The sequence below is a fragment of the Pseudomonas sp. FG29 genome (assembly GCF_057809355.1).
Genome location: NZ_JBMDJU010000011.1, coordinates 26,514 through 45,300 on the forward strand (window position 1 = coordinate 26,514; position 18,787 = coordinate 45,300).

The window sequence follows — 18,787 nt, forward strand, 5'->3', positions numbered from 1 at the left end:
AGCGCCGCACTGCATTCGTGAGTGAACCCGTGGACTACACCCTCATTACCGTAACCCTGCTGCTGGCGCTATTCATGCTGCTTGGCGGCGGCGTCTGGGTCGCCTTGTCGCTGCTCGGCGTCGGCATCATTGGCATGGAGCTGTTTGGCGGTGCGCCGGCCGGCTCGATTCTCGCGTCCACCAGTTGGGCTTCCAGCGCCAGTTGGACGTTGACGGCGCTGCCGCTGTTCATCTGGATGGGCGAGATCCTCTATCGCACGCGCCTGTCCGAAGACATGTTCAACGGTCTGGCGCCTTGGATGCGTGGCCTGCCGGGGCGGCTGTTGCACGTCAACGTATTCGGTTGCGGTCTGTTCGCTGCCGTCAGCGGCTCTTCTGCCGCCACTGCAGCCACCGTCGGCCGCATCTCCCTGCCGGAGCTGAAATCGCGCGGCTACCCCGAATCCATCGCCATGGGCTCGCTGGCCGGTGCCGGCACGCTCGGCCTGCTGATTCCGCCGTCGATCATGATGATCGTCTATGGCGTGGCGGCGCAGGTGTCCATCTCGCGTCTGTTCATCGCCGGCATCCTGCCGGGCCTGTTGCTGTTGGCGATCTTCAGTGGCTACCTGATGCTCTGGGCTGCCTGTAATCGCAGCAAGCTGCCGGAGGAGGGCGAGCGTCTGCCGTTCATGGACAAGCTGCGCCGCGCCAAGCTGCTGATTCCAGTGCTGGGGCTGATCGTCGCGGTGATCGGTTCGATCTATGGCGGCATCGCCACAGCCACCGAAGCGGCTGCCGTGGGCGTGGTCGGTGCGTTGCTGATCGCGCTGTGTTCGGGAGCCCTGACCCGTGAGACCTTCATGGCCAGCCTGATGGGCGCGGTGTGCACCTCGTGCATGATCTTCTTCATCCTGCTCGGCGCGGCCTACCTGACCTCGGCCATGAGCTTCACCGGGCTGCCGGCGGCACTGGCCGACTGGATCATCGCCCAGAAGCTGTCGCCGTACGTGCTGCTGCTGGCGCTGACGCTGTTCTTCATCGCCCTGGGCTGCTTCCTCGACGGGATCTCGATCATCCTGCTGACCACCGCGGTGATCCTGCCAGCGGTGCAGGCCGCCGGGATCGACCTGCTGTGGTTCGGCATCTTCGTCATCCTGGTGGTGGAGATGGCGCAGATCACCCCGCCGGTGGGCTTCAACCTGTTCGTCATCCAGAACCTCACCGGGCGTAACCTCGGCGCAGTGGCGCGCGCCAGCTTCCCGTTCTTTCTCCTGCTGGTGCTGGCGGCGATCCTCATCACCGTTTTCCCGCAGATCGTCCTGGCGCTGCCGCAGGCCATGCGTGGTGCCTGAGGTGGCGTGACAGAGGGAATCTCGCCTTTCAACCGGACGGCTGCACCTTATCGGTGCAGCCGTGAAAGAAAATGTCGCAGCACCGCAAGCGGCGGCATGGCAACCCTCGTTAAGCTGGCCCGCCATACGTGACCGATCGGTCGCCAGTCTTCGCCACGGTTCTCCCGCAGCCAGCCGGTGTCATTGTCGCTTAATGGGCTAACGTTGAACTAACGCGTTGATGACGTGATCAAGACCAGCGATTGCCCAAGCCGCCTGTAAAAAACCAATCTTCTTGCAGGCGCCTTCTGACGAACCACCAGCCCAATGGAGCTATAACCATGGCGTTCTTTACGGCGGCCAGCAAAGCCGACTTCCAGCACCAACTGCAAGCGGCCCTGGCGCAGCACGTGAGCGAACAGGCGTTGCCACAAGTGACCTCGTTCGCCGAACAATTCTTCGGCATCGTCGCCCTCGAAGAACTCACCCAACGGCGCCTCTCCGACCTGGTCGGCTGCACCCTGTCGGCCTGGCGCATGCTCGAGCGTTTCCATCAGGCCAAGCCGCAGGTGCGGGCGTTCAACCCGGATTACGAGAAGCACGGCTGGCAATCGACCCACACCGCCGTGGAAATCCTCCACGGTGACATTCCGTTTCTGGTCGACTCGGTACGCATGGAGCTGAATCGCCGTGGTTTCAGCATCCACACCCTGCAGAACAGCGTATTCAGCGTGCGCCGTGACAAGAACGGCGACCTCCAAGAAATTCTGGCCAAGGGTACCCAGGGCGAGGGCGTGCTGCAGGAAGCGCTGATGTTCCTGGAAATCGACCGCTGCTCCAGTGCCAGCGAGCTGAAGACGCTGGAGAAGGCCATCGAGGAGGTGTTCAGCGACGTACGCCTGGCCGTCACCGACTTCCAGCCGATGAAGGCCAAGGCCCGTGAACTGCTGGCCTGGCTGGATCGGGCCAAGCTCAAGGTGGACAAGGTCGAGCTGGACGAGATCAAGGTGTTCCTCGGCTGGCTCTTGGACAACCACTTCACCTTCCTCGGCTACGAGGAATTCACCGTGGCCGACAACGCCGACGGTGGTCATCTGCTGTATGACGAAAAGTCGCTGCTGGGCCTGTCCAAGCGTCTGCGCGCCGGCCTCAGCGCCGAGGAGCTGCAGATCGAGCCGGAGGCCGTAGCCTATCTGCGGGAACCGCAACTGCTGTCGTTCGCCAAGGCCGCCGTGCCGAGCCGCGTGCACCGCCCGGCCTACCCGGATTTCGTTTCGATCCGCGAGCTGGACGCCAAGGGCAAGGTAATCAAGGAATGCCGCTTCATGGGCCTGTACACCTCGGCGGTGTATGCCGAGAGCGTGTGGAACATCCCCTACATCCGCCGCAAGGTCGAGGTGATCAAGCAGCGCTCTGGCTTCGAGAGCAGCGCGCACCTGGGCAAGGAGCTGGCGCAGGTGCTGGAGGTGCTGCCGCGCGATGACCTGTTCCAGACGCCAGTCGACGACCTGCTGAACACCGCCATCTCCATCGTGCAGATCCAGGAGCGCAACAAGATCCGCGTGTTCCTGCGCCGCGATCCCTATGGCCGCTTCTGCTACTGCCTGGCCTACGTGCCGCGCGACGTGTATTCCACGGAAACCCGGGTGAAGATCCAGCAGGTGCTGATGGAGCGCCTGCAGGCCACCGATTGCGAGTTCTGGACATTCTTCTCCGAGTCGGTGCTGGCGCGGGTGCAGTTCATCCTGCGCGTCGACCCGAAGAACAAGGTGCAGATCGATCCGCTACGTCTGGAGAAGGAAGTCATCCAGGCCTGCCGCTCGTGGAAGGACGACTACGTCGGGCTGATGGTCGAGAGCCTCGGCGAAGCCCAGGGTACCAACGTGCTGGCCGAGTTCCCGGAAGGTTTCCCGGCCGGCTATCGCGAGCGTTTTGCCGCCCATTCGGCGGTGGTCGACATGCAGCACCTGCTCAGCCTGAGCGCGGACAAGCCGCTGGTGATGAGCTTCTACCAGCCGCTGGCGCAGAACGAGCAGCAGTTGCACTGCAAGCTGTACCACGCCGACACGCCGCTGCCGCTCTCTGATGTGCTGCCGATTCTGGAGAACCTCGGCCTGCGCGTGCTCGGCGAGTTCCCCTACAAGCTGCGCCGCAACGACGGCCGCGAGTTCTGGATTCACGACTTCGCCTTCACCTATGCCGAAGGCCTGGATGTCGACATCCAGCAGCTCAATGACACCCTGCAGGACGCCTTCATCCATATCGTCGGTGGTGATGCCGAGAACGATGCCTTCAACCGCCTGGTGCTGACCGCTGCCATGCCTTGGCGCGATGTGGCGCTGCTGCGTGCCTATGCGCGCTACCTCAAGCAGATTCGCCTGGGCTTCTCGCTGAGCTACATCGCCGCCACCCTGGTCAACCACGCCGATATCGCCAAGGAACTAGTGCGTCTGTTCCGCACCCGTTTCTACCTGGCGCGCAAACTCACCGCCGAGGATCTGGAAGACAAGCAGCAGAAGCTCGAGCAGGCGATTCTCGCCGCTCTCGACGATGTGGCGGTGCTCAACGAAGACCGCATCCTGCGGCGCTACCTCGACCTGATCAAGGCGACCCTGCGCACCAACTTCTTCCAGCCGGGCGAGAACGGCCAGAGCAAGAGCTACTTCAGCTTCAAGCTCAGCCCACGGCTGATCCCGGACATTCCGCGTCCGGTGCCGAAGTTCGAAATCTTTGTCTACAGCCCGCGTGTCGAAGGCGTGCACCTGCGCTTCGGCGACGTCGCCCGTGGCGGCCTGCGCTGGTCGGATCGCGAAGAAGACTTCCGTACCGAAGTGCTTGGTCTGGTCAAGGCGCAGCAGGTGAAGAACGCGGTGATTGTGCCGATGGGCGCCAAGGGCGGCTTCGTGCCGCGCAAGATGCCGCTGGGCGGCTCGCGTGACGAGGTGATGGCCGAGGGCATCGCCTGCTACCGCATCTTCATCAGCGGCCTGCTCGACATCACCGACAACCTCAAGGAAGGCGAGGTGGTGCCGCCGGTGGGCGTGGTGCGTCACGATGCCGACGACCCCTACCTGGTGGTGGCGGCGGACAAGGGCACCGCGACCTTCTCCGACATCGCCAACGGCATCGCTGCCGAGTACGGTTTCTGGCTCGGTGACGCCTTCGCCTCCGGTGGTTCGGCCGGTTACGACCACAAGGGCATGGGCATCACCGCCAAGGGCGGCTGGGTCAGCGTGCAGCGCCACTTCCGCGAGCGCGGCATTGATGTGCAGAAGGACAACGTCACCGTGATCGGCATCGGCGACATGGCTGGCGACGTATTCGGCAACGGCCTGCTGCTGTCGGAGAGCCTGCAACTGGTCGCAGCCTTCAACCATATGCATATCTTCATCGACCCGAACCCGGATGCGGCCAAGAGCTTCATCGAGCGCAAGCGCCTGTTCGAGCTACCGCGTTCGAGCTGGGCCGATTACGACAGCAAGCTGATCTCCGAAGGTGGCGGCATCTTCCTGCGCAGCGCCAAGAGCATCGCCATCAGCCCGCAGATGAAGGCGCGCTTCGACATCGCCGCCGACAAGCTGGCGCCCACCGAGCTGCTCAATGCGCTGCTCAAGGCGCCGGTCGACCTGCTGTGGAACGGCGGCATCGGCACCTACGTGAAGTCGAGCAAGGAAAGCCACGCCGACGTCGGTGACAAGGCCAATGACGCCCTGCGCGTGGATGGTTGCGAACTGCGCGCCAAGGTGGTGGGCGAGGGCGGCAACCTGGGCATGACCCAGCTCGGCCGCGTCGAGTTCGGTCTGGGTGGCGGCGCGAGCAACACCGACTTCATCGACAACGCTGGCGGCGTGGACTGCTCCGACCACGAGGTGAACATCAAGATCCTGCTCGGTGAAATCGTTGCGGCTGGCGACATGACCGAGAAGCAGCGCAACAAGCTCTTGGCCGAGATGACCGAGGACGTGTCCGAGCTGGTGCTCGGCAACAACTACAAGCAGACTCAGGCGCTGTCGCTGGCCGAGCGCCGCGCGCGTGAGCGCATCGGCGAGTACAAGCGCCTGATGAACGCCCTGGAAAGCGCTGGCAAACTCGACCGCGCCCTGGAGTTTCTGCCGACCGACGAAGCGCTCAACGAACGTGTCTCCAGCGGCCAGGGCCTGACCCGGCCGGAGCTGTCGGTGCTGATCTCCTACAGCAAGATCGACCTCAAGGAATCCTTGCTCAAATCCCAGGTGCCGGATGACGACTACCTGGCACGCGAGATGGAAACCGCCTTCCCGGCGATCCTCACCGAGAAGTTCGGCGACGCCATGCGCCGTCACCGCCTCAAGCGCGAGATCGTCAGCACGCAGATCGCCAACGATCTGGTCAACCACATGGGCATCACCTTCGTGCAGCGCCTGAAGGAGTCCACCGGCATGAGCGCGGCCAACGTCGCCGGTGCCTACGTGATCGTGCGTGACCTGTTCCGCCTGCCGTACTGGTGGGCGCAGATCGAGGCGCTGGACTACAAGGTACCCGCCGAGCTGCAACTGCAACTGATGGACGAGCTGATGCGCCTGGGCCGCCGCGCCACCCGCTGGTTCCTGCGCAGCCGTCGCAACGAGCTGGACGCCGCGCGTGACGTGGCGCATTTCGCACCGCGCATCGAAGCGCTGGTCGGTCGCCTGGACGAACTGCTCGAAGGTCCGGCCCGCGAACAGTGGCTGGCGCGCTACCAGAGCTATGTCGAGGCCGGTGCGCCGGAAGAACTGGCGCGCGTGGTCGCTGGCACCAGCCACCTGTATACGCTGCTGCCGATCATCGAAGCCGCCGACGTCACCGGCAAGGATGCCAGCGAAGTGGCCACGGCCTACTTCGCCGTCGGGGGCGCGCTGGATCTGTCCTGGTACCTGCAGCAGATCACCGGTCTGGCGGTGGAGAGCAACTGGCAGGCGCTGGCCCGTGAAGCCTTCCGCGATGACCTGGACTGGCAGCAGCGCGCGATCACCGTGTCGGTGTTGCAGATGGCCGACGGCCCGCAGGAGATCGAGGCGCGCCTGGCGCTGTGGCTGGAGCAGCATCAACGCCTGGTGGATCGCTGGAAGGCGATGCTCACCGAGCTGCGTGCCGCTACCGGCAGCGACTACGCCATGTACGCCGTGGCCAACCGCGAGCTGATGGATCTGGCGCAAAGCGCCTGACCTGATCTGAAGCAATCACCGGGCCCCGCACATGCGGGGCCCGGTCGTTTCAGCCTTCAGAAGTGGTATTTGACCAGTGCCTGTACGGCCGTCTGGTCGAAACCGTCGGTGGAGCCATCCACCGGAATAACCCCGTACTTGTTGTGCCACAGGTTCAGCTCGGTACCGACGTACAGTCGCCGCCCTTCGCCGAACAGCGCCTTGCCGGCGTCCCACTTGATCTGGATGGACGAGCCCAGCGAAGTCTGGGTGCCGGCCTCGCGGGAGGGGGCGCGCCAATCGACGAAGCCGTCGATGACGAAGTCCTGGCGACCGATGCTCAGCGGGTAGGCAGCAGTGAGGGTGAGTTGGGTGGCGTAGCCGTTGCGATCACGCTCATTGAAGAACACATGGTTGTTGATCTTCACCCGATAGAGGTTGCTCTTGAAGTAGGTGAAACCGGGGATGTCCCAGTCCAGACCGAGGCCGTAGAGGTAGTTCTCCGGGCCAGGCCCGCCGGTGCCTTTCTCGTAGGTGAAGGCGGCGAAGACATCCTTGATCGGCCCGGCAGCGAGTTGGCGTCCGCTGAGCCAGCTGAGGCTCAGGCGGGGGGAAAACTCCATGTAGTAGAAGGCGTCCTTCTCGTGCTGGCGGAAGTTGCCGTTGTCGAAATTGCCGCGCGATTGCAGGTTGTCGGCTCGTACATAGTCGAGGAAGTAGAAGAGGTCGCCCCAGGCCCAGCCGCTGGCGTGCTCGAAGGTGAAGGTGGTCTGGGTTCGTTGCTCCTCGGCGTTGAAATTCATCCGCTGGAAGTTTTCGCCATAGAGGTAGGAAAGGCTGTTGTCCTGCCAGAGCAGCAGGTCGCCGGCGTGTGCGGTATGGGCCAGGCACAGGGCGGCAGCGAGGCCGATCGCACGGGGCAGAGGCTTGAGCTTCATGGGTTTTCCTTGTTTTCGAGGTGCAGGCAGGCACCTCCCGGCAGGTACTGCCGGGAGGGGTAAAGGTGTGGGCGTCAGAGGCTGCGAGTCAGCGGCTTCAGCTCAGCGGCGGCATCGTCGTGGCGTTGCAGGACGGTGTGCAGGTGCGCTTCGGGCTCGTAGGCGCTTTCCTGTTCGCAGGGCTGCGGATCGTCTGGCAGGAACAGGTTGAGGGCGATGGCACTGAAGGCGCCGATGGTGATGGGCGAGCCGAAGATGTTCTTCAGCACGTCGGGCATCTGCGACAGCACCTCCGGCACACCGGCGACGCCCAGCCCGAGGCCTAGGGAGATGGCGACGATCAGCACGTTGCGGCGGTGCAGGCCGGCTTCGCTGAGAATCTTGATGCCGGCCACGGCGACGGTGCCGAACATGATCAGGGTGGCACCGCCGAGTACGGGCTTGGGCATCAGTTGCAGCACGGCGCCGACCACCGGGAACAGGCCGAGCAGTACAAGAATCGCGGCGATGTAGAAGGCCACGTGTCGGCTGGCCACGCCGGTGAGCTGGATCACCCCGTTGTTCTGGCTGAAGGTGGTCATCGGCAGGCTGTTGAACAGCGCGGCGACTGCCGAGTTGCAACCGTCAGCCAGCACCCCGGACTTGATCCGGCGCATGTACAGCGGGCCTTTCACCGGCTGTTTGGAAATGATCGAGTTGGCGGTCAGGTCACCGGCGGTTTCCAACGGGGTGATCAGAAAGATCACGGCGATGGGCACGAAGGCGATCCAGTCGAAACCGAAGCCGTATTTGAACGGCTGCGGCACGCTGAGCAGCGGCACGTCGGCCATGTTGGCGAAGTCCACCTGGCCGGTGAACCAGGCGACGGCAAAGCCGAGGGTCAGACCGATGATCACCGCCGACAGACGCAGCACCTGCGACGAGGCGCGGTTGAGCACGACGATGGTGCCCAGCACCAGGCCGCCCAGGGCCAGGTGGTGCAGTGCGCCAAGATCCGCCGCGCCGTAGCCGCCAGCGAGGTCGGTCATGCCGACCTTGATCAGCGACAGGCCCATCAGGCAGATGATGGTGCCGGTGACCACCGGGGTGATGACCGTGCGCAGGCGGTTGATGAACTGGCTGAAGGCGATCTCGACGAAGGCAGCGCAGAAGCAGATGCCGAACAGCGTGGCGAGGATTTCCTCCTCGCTGGCGCCGCGTCCCTTGACGATGAAACCGGCGCTCAGCACCACGCTGAGAAAGCCGAAGCTGGTGCCTTGCAGGCACAACAGGCCGGAGCCGATCGGGCCGATGCGTTTGGCCTGGACGAAGGTGCCCAGGCCGGAGACGAACAGCGCCATGCTCACCAGGTAGGGCACGTGGGCGCCCAGGCCCAGCGCGCTGCCGACGATCAGGGTCGGGGTGATGATGCCGACGAAGCTGGCCAGCACATGCTGCAGTGCGGCGAACAGCGCGGGCGCGAAGGCGGGAGTGTCGTCGAGCTGATAGATCAGATCGCTGTTACCGGTGGGCGCAGCGGGAGTGTTGCGATCAGGAGTCATGTCGTAGCCTGCCAGTTGTTTTTATACGGTCATGGGCTTGCACGAGGGTTCACGGCACCTCTGGCCTGATCGAGAGTAAAGTTGTCCAATCGGTCAGGATGTGCCGACTATAACAAGATGTGCGCGAAGGTAAATACAGTTTTTGTTTGGATTGTGTACAAAAAGTAAGCCGCCGGTCAGTTCACACTGCCGGCGGCTTTTGACGATTCCACTGCACCGTCGATGACGGTGCGGATGATCAGTTGAGCTGGGCGCCTGCGGCGATCCAGCGGCCGATCAGGTCACGCTCGTCCTGGGTCATCTGCGTGATATTGCCAAGAGGCATGATCTGCGCAGCCACCGCTTGAGCCTGGATCTTCGCCGCCTGCGCCTTCATCTGCTCTGGCGTGTCGAGCATGAAGCCGGCCGGCGCGGCGCTGAACATCGGGCTGGTCGGGTTGGCCGAGTGGCACACGGTGCAGCGCTCATGGATGACCTGCTCGACCCGGGCGAAGCCGGCGTCAGCGGCTGACGCAGTGGCTGCCGGGGCGGAGGGCTGTTCACTCGATGCTGCGCTGGGGGCTTGCTCGATCTTGGCTGCGTTTGCCGCAGTCGGCTGCTCGGCCTGAACCTGCGCTGCGGTGACCGGAGCACGCTGTACCGGGGCCGTGACGTAGGCCAGGCAGAGCATGCCAAGGGCGGCGGCCGGCAGCGTCCAGGCGAAGCGCTGGCTGGCGTGGCGGGTGTTGAAGTAGTGGCGCACCAGCACTGCCAATACGGCGATGCCGGCGAGGATCAGCCAGTTGTACTGGCTGCCGTAGGTGCTCGGGAAGTGGTTGCTGATCATGATGAACAGCACCGGCAGGGTGAAGTAGTTGTTGTGCCGCGAACGCAGCAGACCCTTGGCAGGCAGCAGCGGGTCGGGCGTGGTGTTGGTTTCGATGGCCTTAACCAGGGCACGCTGTGCCGGCATGATGGTGAAGAACACGTTGCCGACCATGATGGTGCCGATGATGGCGCCAACGTGAATGTAAGCGGCGCGACCGCTGAAGATATGGCTGAAGCCGTAGGCGGCGGCGATGATCAGCACGAACAGCACGGCGCCGAGCAGGGCCGGGTGCTTGCCCAGTGGCGAGTCGCAGAGAACGTGATAGATCAGGTAGCTGACGGCCATGGAGCCGAGGCCGATGGCGATGGCAGCGGCTGGCGCCAGATCGACACCCGGTTTGACCAGGTACAGGCTGGGGTTGAGGTAATACACCACCAGCAGCAGGGCGACGCCCGACAGCCAGGTGAAGTAGGCCTCCCATTTGAACCAGTGCAGGTTCTCCGGCATTTTTGGCGGCGCCAGCTTGTACTTTTCCAGGTGGTAGATGCCGCCGCCGTGAATCGCCCAGAGGTCGCCCGACAGGCCCTCGCGTGGGTTGCTGCGGTTGAGGTTGTTCTCCAGCCAGACGAAATAGAAGGATGCGCCGATCCAGGCGATGCCGACGATCATGTGGATCCAGCGGATGCCCAGGTTTAGCCATTCGGTGAAGTGTGCTTCCACGATTCGTACCTCTCCCCGGAGTCGGCACCCGGCTCCGGGCTTCTCTTATTGGTGGGGGGCGAGGAGAAGGAGTTCGTCCTCTGCGAAGAAATGCTCATCGCAGTTGTTACCGGAACCACTGCGATCAACCACCAGGAAGTCATCCCGCTTTTCGATCGTCAGCACCGGGTGGTGCCAGACGCCGCGATGGTAATTGACGCCCTGCCTGCCATTGCTGAGGAAGGCACGGACGGACCCTGATACAGGTACATCGCCAAGTGGCGCGACCACGATCAGAAAGGGGTTGCCGAGCAGCGGAATGAAAGCCTGGCTGCCCAGCGGATGGCGTTCCAGCATGCGGATGGTCAGCGGCATCTGCAGCGCCTCGGCGCTGAAGATGCTGATGATGGCCTGATCCTCCGGCTGCGCAGTCTCCACGGTGGCCAGCTTGTGATAGCGGCGGGTGGAGCCGTTGTTGATCATGAAGAAGTCACTGCCCTCGGTTTCGATCACGTCACCGAAAGGGGCGAAGGCTTCTTTGCTCAGGGGCTCGATGGTCAGGCTACGCATGGCTGTTCTACTTGTTCTGTTCGGGGAATGGAGCGGCAACCTTACAGCTGCTGCAGGCGAAAGAGGGCGATCTTGTTGATCTCGGCCAGGGCGGTCTGGAACTCCTGCTCTGGCGTGTTGTGAATACGTTCTTCGAAGGCGGCCAGAATCTGATGGCGATTGCTGCCCTTGACCGCCTTGATGAAGGGGAAGCCGAACTTGGCCTTGTAGGCGTCGTTGAGTTCGGTGAAGCGGGCGAACTCCTCGGCGCTGCATTCGTGAATGCCGGCACCGGATTGTTCGGCGGTGCTGGAGGCGGTCAGCTCGCCGCGCACCGCCGCCTTGCCGGCCAGATCCGGGTGGGCGTTGATCAGCGCCAGCTGTGCCTCATGGCTGGCGGACAGAAGAATGCCGGCCATGCGTTGCTGCAGGCCGTCGATAGCGTCGACGCTTTCGTCCAGGCCGAGGTCGTAGGCTTTCTCGGCCACCCAGGGCGAGTGTTCGTAGATGTCGGCGAAGGCCTCGATGAAGGCCTCGCGGCTGAGCTGGGAAGGCGTCAGGGTCTGGAAACGGCTCATGCACGGTTCTCTCATTCGGTCGCACGGAAGGGATGGGTCGCATGCCAGTGCCGGGCGATGTCGACACGGCGGGCGCACCAGACCTTTTCGTGACCCTGCACGTACTCGAGGAAGCGTGCCAGCGAGGCCAGGCGAGCAGGGCGGCCGAGCAGGCGGCAATGCATGCCGATCGACAGCATCTTTGGTGCGCCGGCTGCACCTTCGGCGTAGAGCACGTCGAAGGCGTCCTTGAGGTACTCGAAGAAGTCATCGCCCTTGTTGAAACCCTGCACCTGGGTAAAGCGCATGTCGTTGGTGTCCAGGGTATAGGGGATCACCAGGTGCGGTTTTTCCGGTGTGCTGGCTGGATCCCAGTAGGGCAGGTCATCGTCGTAGGTGTCGGAGTCGTAGAGGAAGCCGCCTTCCTCACGCACGATGCGCCGGGTGTTCGGGCCGAGGCGGCCGGTGTACCAGCCCAGCGGGCGTTCGCCGGTCAGCTCGGTGAAGATGCGGATGGCCTCGAGCAGGTGCTCGCGCTCGGTGGCCTCGTCGACGTTCTGGTAGTCGATCCAGCGCAGGCCATGGCTGCAGATTTCGTGACCGGCTGCGACCATCTCACGGATCACCTGCGGGTGACGCTGGGCGGCCATGGCCACGGCGAAGATGGTCAGCGGGATATCGTGCTTGCTGAACAGCTTGAGCAGGCGCCAGACGCCGGCGCGGCTGCCGTACTCGTAGAGCGACTCCATGCATAGGTTGCGTTGGCCCTGCAGCGGTTGCGCAGCGACCATCTCGGAGAGAAAGGCCTCGGATTCCTTGTCGCCGTGCAGGATGTTGCGCTCGCCGCCTTCCTCGTAGTTGAGCACGAAGGACAGCGCGATGCGCGCGTCACCCGGCCAGTGCGGATGAGGAGGGTTGGCGCCGTAGCCGATCAGGTCGCGTGGGTAATCAGCGTTCACTGCAGTCTTCCTGTCTGGATCGTGGCGGTCATGGCGCCTCGTTGCTTCAGGCGCGACCGGATGAGTGATTGTATACAAAGTAGTGATCTCTTTGTAAATCGACTTTTCACTGAAAATCCTCTGCCAATCTCAAGCAAGAAACCTGCCCATTCGGTCAGGTGATCCGCTGATAAAAGCCTGATGGCGGGCTTTATACTAAAAACGGAACGTGAAGGGAGGTGCGCTACCGGAAAGCTTGCAAGGATTATTGTGTACAATTTTAGTTGATATTGTTTTATTTACTGCGTGTCGTGCTATCCTGCCGGCACGCCCCCGAGTGCTGATCTGGCTTGCCAGGCACGGCAGCCACGAGGGCCACGCGAACTCAACAGACGAGGTATTCATGGGACGTTTGACCACCCACGTACTGGACGCCGCCCACGGCTGTCCCGGAAGCAATATCGAGGTCGAGCTGTATCGCGTCGATGGCACGCACCTGGAGCTGATCACTCGGGTCAGAACCAATCATGACGGCCGCTGCGACGCGCCGGTGCTGCAAGGTGATGACTACCGTTCCGGCACCTATCAGTTGCACTTCCATGCTGGCGATTATTACCGCGCACGGGGTTTCGCGCTGGCCGAGCCGGCCTTTCTCGACGTGGTGGTACTGCGCTTTGGCATCGACGCCGCGCAGGAGCACTATCACGTGCCGCTGCTGATCTCCCCTTACAGCTACTCCACCTACCGCGGTAGCTGAGCGACGGCGGCGCTGTCCGCCAACGAATGCTTGTTGTCCCCCACGTCCTCTGCCCGCACACGCTGCGGGCTTTTTTATGCGTGCTCCGTTGTGCCCGGATTCCGCCCGAATCGCCCCGGATTGGGGCAGGCGAATGCCCCGGCACCAGGCCGGGGCTGGCGAACTTCAGAGGAAGGCGAACTTGGCGATGAAGATCGCACAGAGTACGTAGAGGCTCAGGGATACCTTCTCGCGCTGGCCGGTCAGCAGCTTGAGCGTGGCGTAGGTGAGAAAGCCCAGGGCGATGCCGTTGGCGATGGAGAAGGTCAGCGGCATCATCACCACGGTGACGATGGCGGGGATGGTGTCGGTGTGATCCTCCCAGTCGATATGCGCCATGCCGCTCATCATCAGCATGGCCACATAGATCAGCGCACCCGCGGTGGCGTAGGCGGGGATCATGCCGGCCAGCGGGGCGAAAAACATCGCTGCGAGAAACAGGATGCCGACGGTGATGGCCGTGAGGCCGGTGCGCCCACCAGCGGCGACGCCCGAGGCACTTTCCACGTAGCTGGTCACCGGCGGGCAGCCGACCACGGCACCGACCACGCTTGAGGTGCTGTCGGCCTTGAGGGCGCGCGACAGATTCTGGATCTTGCCATCCTCGTCCACCAGGCGGGCGCGGTGAGCCACGCCCATCAGCGTGCCGGCGGTATCGAACATGTTCACGAAGAGGAAGGCGAGGATCACGCTGACCATCGCCAGGTTCAGCGCCCCGGCGATGTCCATGGCCATGAAGGTCGGTGCCAGGCTGGGCGGCATCGACACCAGGCCCTGGTACTGCACCAGGCCGAATGCCCAGCCCAGCGCGGTGACGCCGAGCATGCTGAGCAGGATGGCGCCGAACACGTTGCGGTGGCTGAGTACGGCGATCAGCAGAAAGCACACCGCCGCCAGCAGCGCCGAGGGATCGCCGAACGATCCCAGGGTCAGCAGGGTCGCCGGGCTGTCGACGACGATGCCGGCGGTTTTCAGGCCGATGAGGCCGAGGAACAGGCCGACCCCGGCACCCATGGCGAAACGCAGGCTCATGGGGATGCTGTTGAGCAGCCATTCGCGGATCTTCGACAGGCTCATGATCATGAACAGCACGCCGGAGATGAACACTGCGCCCAGCGCCACTTGCCAGCTGTAACCCATTTCGCCGACCACCGTGTAGGTGAAGAAGGCGTTCAGGCCCATGCCAGGTGCCAGGCCCACCGGCCAGTTGGCATACAGCCCCATGAGAAAGCAGCCCAGCGCGGCGCCGATGCAGGTCGCGACGAAGGCCGCGCCGTGGTCGACACCCGCCGTGGCCATAATGTTGGGATTGACGAAGATGATGTAAGCCATGGTTACGAAGGTGGTCAGGCCGGCCAGCAGTTCGGTTCTGATGCTGGTGCCGTGCTCGGTGAGCTTGAAGAAGCGGTCGAGCAGGCCGGTGGGGGCCTTATCCGGGATAGGTGTCGCGTGTCGTTGTTGTTTGACGCTTTCCACAGCAGGTACTCCTCATCTCTCTTGTTGTGTACCGCCGGACATGGCCCCGATCTCGACGAGGCTGGCGGTGTGCGAGGGCTGTTCGGGTAATTTGTTGACCTAAAGGTCAACAAATTACCCGCTGTGATTATGAGGTTGTATACAAAAAATGCAATTAATGTTTTGGTCGTTGTCGCTGCTGCAACAATCGCCATCCAGAGAAGTATTCGAGCCGTCGTGTTTATCTGGACTCTTGATTAATTCTTTATCAATCAACTGGTTGAGTGGATTTTAGAGTCTCTCGCTTGGCTGAGCGCGCATGAAGAGGGCGCAAGCACGCCTGCCGAATCCGGCAAAAGGCACTGAGAAATGCCCGACATATGCTCAAAGAGTTGGTCGGCCTCTGGAACTGGTTGCCGTAGGCGCCAGCGGGTCAGACATGAGCCTGTAGATGTTGGGGTTGTATGACTTGTGTACAATCAACCCCATCTTTTTTCGGAAATGTGCATGCCAGGCGTGTCACTCACCCGATAGAACACAGTAGAGTCGCCTTATCGCCGCCTCTCATTCATGCGAGCCAGAATGAACGATCAATTGCAGCCCCTCAAGAAGCAGCCACGCGCGGGCAAGACCAGCCGCAGTGGGACTCAGGACGACGTCGTATATGCCCATATCTTCGATGCCATTCTCGAGCAGCGTCTGGCGCCGGGCACCAAGCTGAGCGAAGAGGCGCTGGGTGAGATTTTCGGCGTCAGCCGCACCATCATCCGTCGCGCCCTGTCGCGCCTGGCCCATGAGGGCGTGGTGCTGCTGCGGCCCAATCGCGGCGCAGTGGTAGCCAGCCCGAGCGTTGAGGAAGCCCGGCAGATCTTCTACGCACGCCGCCTGGTCGAGCGCGCCATCACCGAGTTGGCCGTCGAGCACGCCACCGCCGAGCAACTGGCTGAGTTGCGGCAGATGGTCAAGGACGAGCAGGACAGTTTCTCCCGGGGTGATCGTGGTGCGGGCATCCGCCTGTCCGGCGAGTTCCACCTGAAGCTGGCCGAGGCCGCACGCAATGCGCCGCTGGTGAGCTTCCAGCGCAGCCTGGTATCACAGACCTCGCTGATCATCGCCCAGTACGAAAGCGGCAGCCGCTCGCACTGCTCCTATGACGAACACAATCAGTTGATCGACGCCATCGAGGCGCGCGATGCGGCCAAAGCGGTGGAGCTGATGATGCACCACATGGATCACATCGACAGCAAGCTCAACCTCGACGAGGACAGCGCCTCGGACGATCTGCACGCGGTGTTCTCGCACCTGCTGCAGACCAGGAAGAAGCCCGGCCGCAACGGCGCCAATCGCTGACAGTCTGCGTGGCACAGGAAAGCCCCGCTGCTCGCGCAGCGGGGTTTTTTCGTTGTGGAGACGATGTGGCTGAGGCAGGGCGCGTTTGTGTAGGAGCGGCTTCAGCCGCGAAGCTTTCAAGCATGCTTACAGCCTGATCGCGGACAAATCCGCTCCTACGAGGGCGCGCCGATCATTGGCTTCAGTCACGCTGATGCACCGATACCCCGGCGGCGAAGGTTTCTTTCACGGCGCGGTCATCGCCGAGCATGGTCAGGGCGAACAGCTTTTCATCCAGGCTGCGTGCCTGCTGCATGCGGTAGCTCATCAATGGCGTGGCGTTGTAATCGAGCACCAGGAAGTCGGCGTCCTTGCCGGGCAGGAAGTTGCCCAGCTTGTCGTCCAGGTACAGGGCGTGGGCACCGCCAAGGGTGGCCAGGTACAGCGACTTGAACGGATCGAGCTTCTTGCCCTGCAATTGCATCACCTTGTAGGCCTCGTTCAGCGATTGCAGTTGGCTGAAGCTGGTGCCGGCGCCGACATCGGTGCCCAGGCCGACGCGCACGCCGTGCTGTTCCAGCTTGTTCAGGTCGAACAGGCCGCTGCCCAGGAACAGGTTGGAGGTGGGGCAGAAGGCGACCGCCGAGCCGGTCTCGGCCAGGCGCGCGCATTCCTCGTCGCACAGGTGCACACCATGGGCGAAGACCGCGCGCGGGCCGATCAGCTTGTGGTGGTCGTAGACGTCCAGATAGCCCTTGCGTGTCGGGAACAGTTCCTGAACCCAGGCGACCTCGGCCTTGTTCTCCGAGATGTGGGTGTGCATGTACAGATCCGGATATTCGCCGAACAGCTTGCCGGCCAGCTCCAGTTGCTCCGGTGTGCTGGTGGGGGCGAAGCGCGGGGTGACGGCGTAGTGCAGACGACCCTTGCCATGCCAGCGCTCGATCAGCGCCTTGCTCTGCGCATAGCCGGATTCGGCGGTGTCGGTGAGGTAATCCGGAGCGTTGCGATCCATCAGCACCTTGCCGGCGATCATGCGCAGGTTGAGCTTGTCGGCCTGCTCGAAGAAGGCGTCCACCGACTGCGGATGCACGCTGCCAAACACCAGGGCGGTGGTGGTGCCGTTGCGTAGCAGCTCCTTGAGAAAGATCGCCGCCACGTCGCTGGCGTGCGCCTTGTCTTCGAACTGTTTTTCGGTGGGGAAGGTGTAGGTGTTGAGCCAGTCCAGCAGTTGCTCGCCGTAGGAGGCGATCATGCCGGTCTGCGGGTAGTGGATATGGGTGTCGATGAAACCGGGCGTGATCAGCGCGTCAGGGTAGTGCTGGACGTCGATGCCAGTGAGCTTCGGCAGCAGATCGCTGGCAGCGCCAACCTGGGCGACCTTGCCGTTCTCGATCAGCAGGATGCCGTCCTCGAAATACTGATAGGACTGCTCGACGCCAACCACGGCCGGGTCGGCGAGGCTGTGCAGGATGGCGGCGCGGTAGGCTTGGCGGGTGTTGCTCATGGTTCGAATCTCATGCGTGTAATGCGCTTTGCGCAGCGAAAAGGGGGATCAGGAGCGGCGTGAGGCCGGCAGCAGCCTGGCAACGCTGGACTCGCCTGTCTTCACGTCCTGGCCGGCTCTTTTTTCACCAAGCAGGGCGTTGTAGGTGGCGATCACTTCGCCGGCGATGGACACGGCGATTTCCACCGGCAGCTTGCCTTTTACCTCGGCCAGGCCCATCGGGCAGCGCATGCGAGCCATCAGCGTATCCGCGAAGCCGCGCTCGCGCAGGCGGTGCTCGAACTTGACGCGTTTGGTCTTCGAGCCGATCAGGCCGTAGTAGGCGAAGTCGCCGCGTTTGAGGATCGCTGCGGTCAGCTCCAGATCGAGCTGGTGATTATGAGTCATGACGATGTAGTAACTGCCGGGCGGCATGTTATCCACTTCATCGACCACTTCGTCATTGACGATCTTCACCACGCCAGCGGGGATGTGTTCGGGGAATTCGTTCTCCCGTGAGTCGATCCAGCGCACCTTGCACGGCAGGCTGGCGAGCAGCGGTACCAGCGCGCGGCCGACGTGGCCGGCGCCGAACACGGCGATCTGCGCCTGTGGCTGACCCATGGGCTCGAACAGCAGCACGGTGGCGCCGCCGCAACATTGGCCCAGGCTGGCGCCCAGGGAGAAACGCTCCAGGCGCGTGTCCTGGCTGCGGCTGGCGAGCATCTCGCGGGCCAGCTCCATGGCCTTGTATTCCAGATGACCGCCGCCGATGGTCTCGAAGATGCGCTCGGCGGTGACCACCATCTTCGAGCCGGCATTGCGCGGTGTCGAGCCACGTTCCTCGATGATGGTCACCAGCACGCAGGCTTCGCCTTGTTGCTGCAGGTCGGCGAGGGCGCTGATCCAGCTCATTTGCTCAGTCTCCAGGAGGGTGTGGTCTGTCCCGGGCGCGGCAGGCGCCAGTTGCTCGGCGAAGGATCGAGAATCGGCTCCGGCGCCGGGCGAGCGGGTGGATTATTCGGTTCGGTGTGTTTTGTCATTGTTCTACACCCATTCATCATTGGTTCGCTGTCTGTGGGAGGCGCTTTCGGCTCGGGCATCCTGCTTCGCCCTACCTCCTGCATCCCTGCAGTCGCAGCGGCGACAGTCGCGGCTGAAGCCCCTCCCACGGAGCCCAGAAGGTGGATCTGGCACAGGACGTAGGGTGGGCCGG

At 63.0% G+C, this 18,787-nt stretch carries 13 protein-coding genes; 4 read left to right on the plus strand and 9 right to left on the minus strand.

Translation table 11 applies throughout. The features are described 5' to 3' along the window. Positions 1-29 precede the first annotated feature (29 nt). Together ACODS1_RS13295 and ACODS1_RS13300 are read left to right on the plus strand one after the other, a co-directional pair. Positions 30-1,334: a TRAP transporter large permease gene (locus ACODS1_RS13295; RefSeq protein ID WP_489086099.1), complete on the plus strand. Its 1,305-nt coding sequence runs from the start codon at positions 30-32 to the stop codon at positions 1,332-1,334. A gap of 320 nt (positions 1,335-1,654) precedes the next feature. Further along, positions 1,655-6,496 carry an NAD-glutamate dehydrogenase gene (locus ACODS1_RS13300; protein WP_489086024.1) on the plus strand — a complete coding sequence of 1,614 codons (4,842 nt, stop codon included), beginning with the start codon at positions 1,655-1,657 and terminating at the stop codon, positions 6,494-6,496. Positions 6,497-6,552: 56 nt separating this feature from the next. On the opposite strand, the gene ACODS1_RS13305 is transcribed toward ACODS1_RS13300, so the two are convergent. From ACODS1_RS13305 to puuE, 6 genes are all read right to left on the minus strand, one after another. Further along, a complete protein-coding gene (locus tag ACODS1_RS13305; RefSeq protein ID WP_489086025.1) occupies positions 6,553-7,413 on the minus strand; it encodes an outer membrane protein OmpK in 861 nt (286 codons plus the stop codon). A 74-nt stretch (positions 7,414-7,487) separates the two neighbouring features. Further along, positions 7,488-8,954, minus strand: coding sequence for a nucleobase:cation symporter-2 family protein (locus ACODS1_RS13310; RefSeq protein ID WP_489086026.1), 1,467 nt, complete (start codon positions 8,952-8,954; stop codon positions 7,488-7,490). Positions 8,955-9,192: 238 nt separating this feature from the next. Next, positions 9,193-10,482 (minus strand): urate hydroxylase PuuD, encoded by a 1,290-nt coding sequence (locus ACODS1_RS13315; protein WP_489086027.1) that lies wholly within the window; start codon positions 10,480-10,482, stop codon positions 9,193-9,195. Between the two features lie 45 nt (positions 10,483-10,527). Further along, positions 10,528-11,031: an ureidoglycolate lyase gene (locus ACODS1_RS13320; RefSeq protein ID WP_489086028.1), complete on the minus strand. Its 504-nt coding sequence runs from the start codon at positions 11,029-11,031 to the stop codon at positions 10,528-10,530. A 41-nt stretch (positions 11,032-11,072) separates the two neighbouring features. Further along, positions 11,073-11,588 carry a 2-oxo-4-hydroxy-4-carboxy-5-ureidoimidazoline decarboxylase gene (gene uraD / locus ACODS1_RS13325; RefSeq protein WP_489086029.1) on the minus strand — a complete coding sequence of 172 codons (516 nt, stop codon included), beginning with the start codon at positions 11,586-11,588 and terminating at the stop codon, positions 11,073-11,075. A gap of 11 nt (positions 11,589-11,599) precedes the next feature. After that, complete coding sequence (puuE, locus tag ACODS1_RS13330; protein ID WP_322978193.1) at positions 11,600-12,526, minus strand: allantoinase PuuE; 927 nt, start codon at positions 12,524-12,526, stop codon at positions 11,600-11,602. A gap of 382 nt (positions 12,527-12,908) precedes the next feature. On the opposite strand from puuE, the gene uraH reads away from it, so the two are divergent. Then, a complete protein-coding gene (uraH, locus tag ACODS1_RS13335; RefSeq protein WP_322978192.1) occupies positions 12,909-13,262 on the plus strand; it encodes a hydroxyisourate hydrolase in 354 nt (117 codons plus the stop codon). A gap of 165 nt (positions 13,263-13,427) precedes the next feature. On the opposite strand, the gene ACODS1_RS13340 is transcribed toward uraH, so the two are convergent. Then, complete coding sequence (locus tag ACODS1_RS13340) at positions 13,428-14,777, minus strand: NCS2 family permease (RefSeq protein ID WP_322978191.1); 1,350 nt, start codon at positions 14,775-14,777, stop codon at positions 13,428-13,430. A 561-nt stretch (positions 14,778-15,338) separates the two neighbouring features. Here ACODS1_RS13340 and ACODS1_RS13345 point away from each other — a divergent pair. Beyond that, entirely contained in the window at positions 15,339-16,106 is a 768-nt protein-coding gene (locus tag ACODS1_RS13345) for a GntR family transcriptional regulator (protein ID WP_322978190.1), read from the plus strand. A gap of 181 nt (positions 16,107-16,287) precedes the next feature. Here the strand turns inward: ACODS1_RS13345 and guaD are convergent, their stop codons facing one another. Both guaD and xdhC read right to left on the minus strand, forming a co-directional pair. After that, positions 16,288-17,592, minus strand: coding sequence for a guanine deaminase (gene guaD, locus ACODS1_RS13350; RefSeq protein WP_489086030.1), 1,305 nt, complete (start codon positions 17,590-17,592; stop codon positions 16,288-16,290). 48 nt (positions 17,593-17,640) lie between these two features. Next, positions 17,641-18,486: a xanthine dehydrogenase accessory protein XdhC gene (gene xdhC, locus ACODS1_RS13355; RefSeq protein WP_489086031.1), complete on the minus strand. Its 846-nt coding sequence runs from the start codon at positions 18,484-18,486 to the stop codon at positions 17,641-17,643. Positions 18,487-18,787 lie beyond the last annotated feature (301 nt).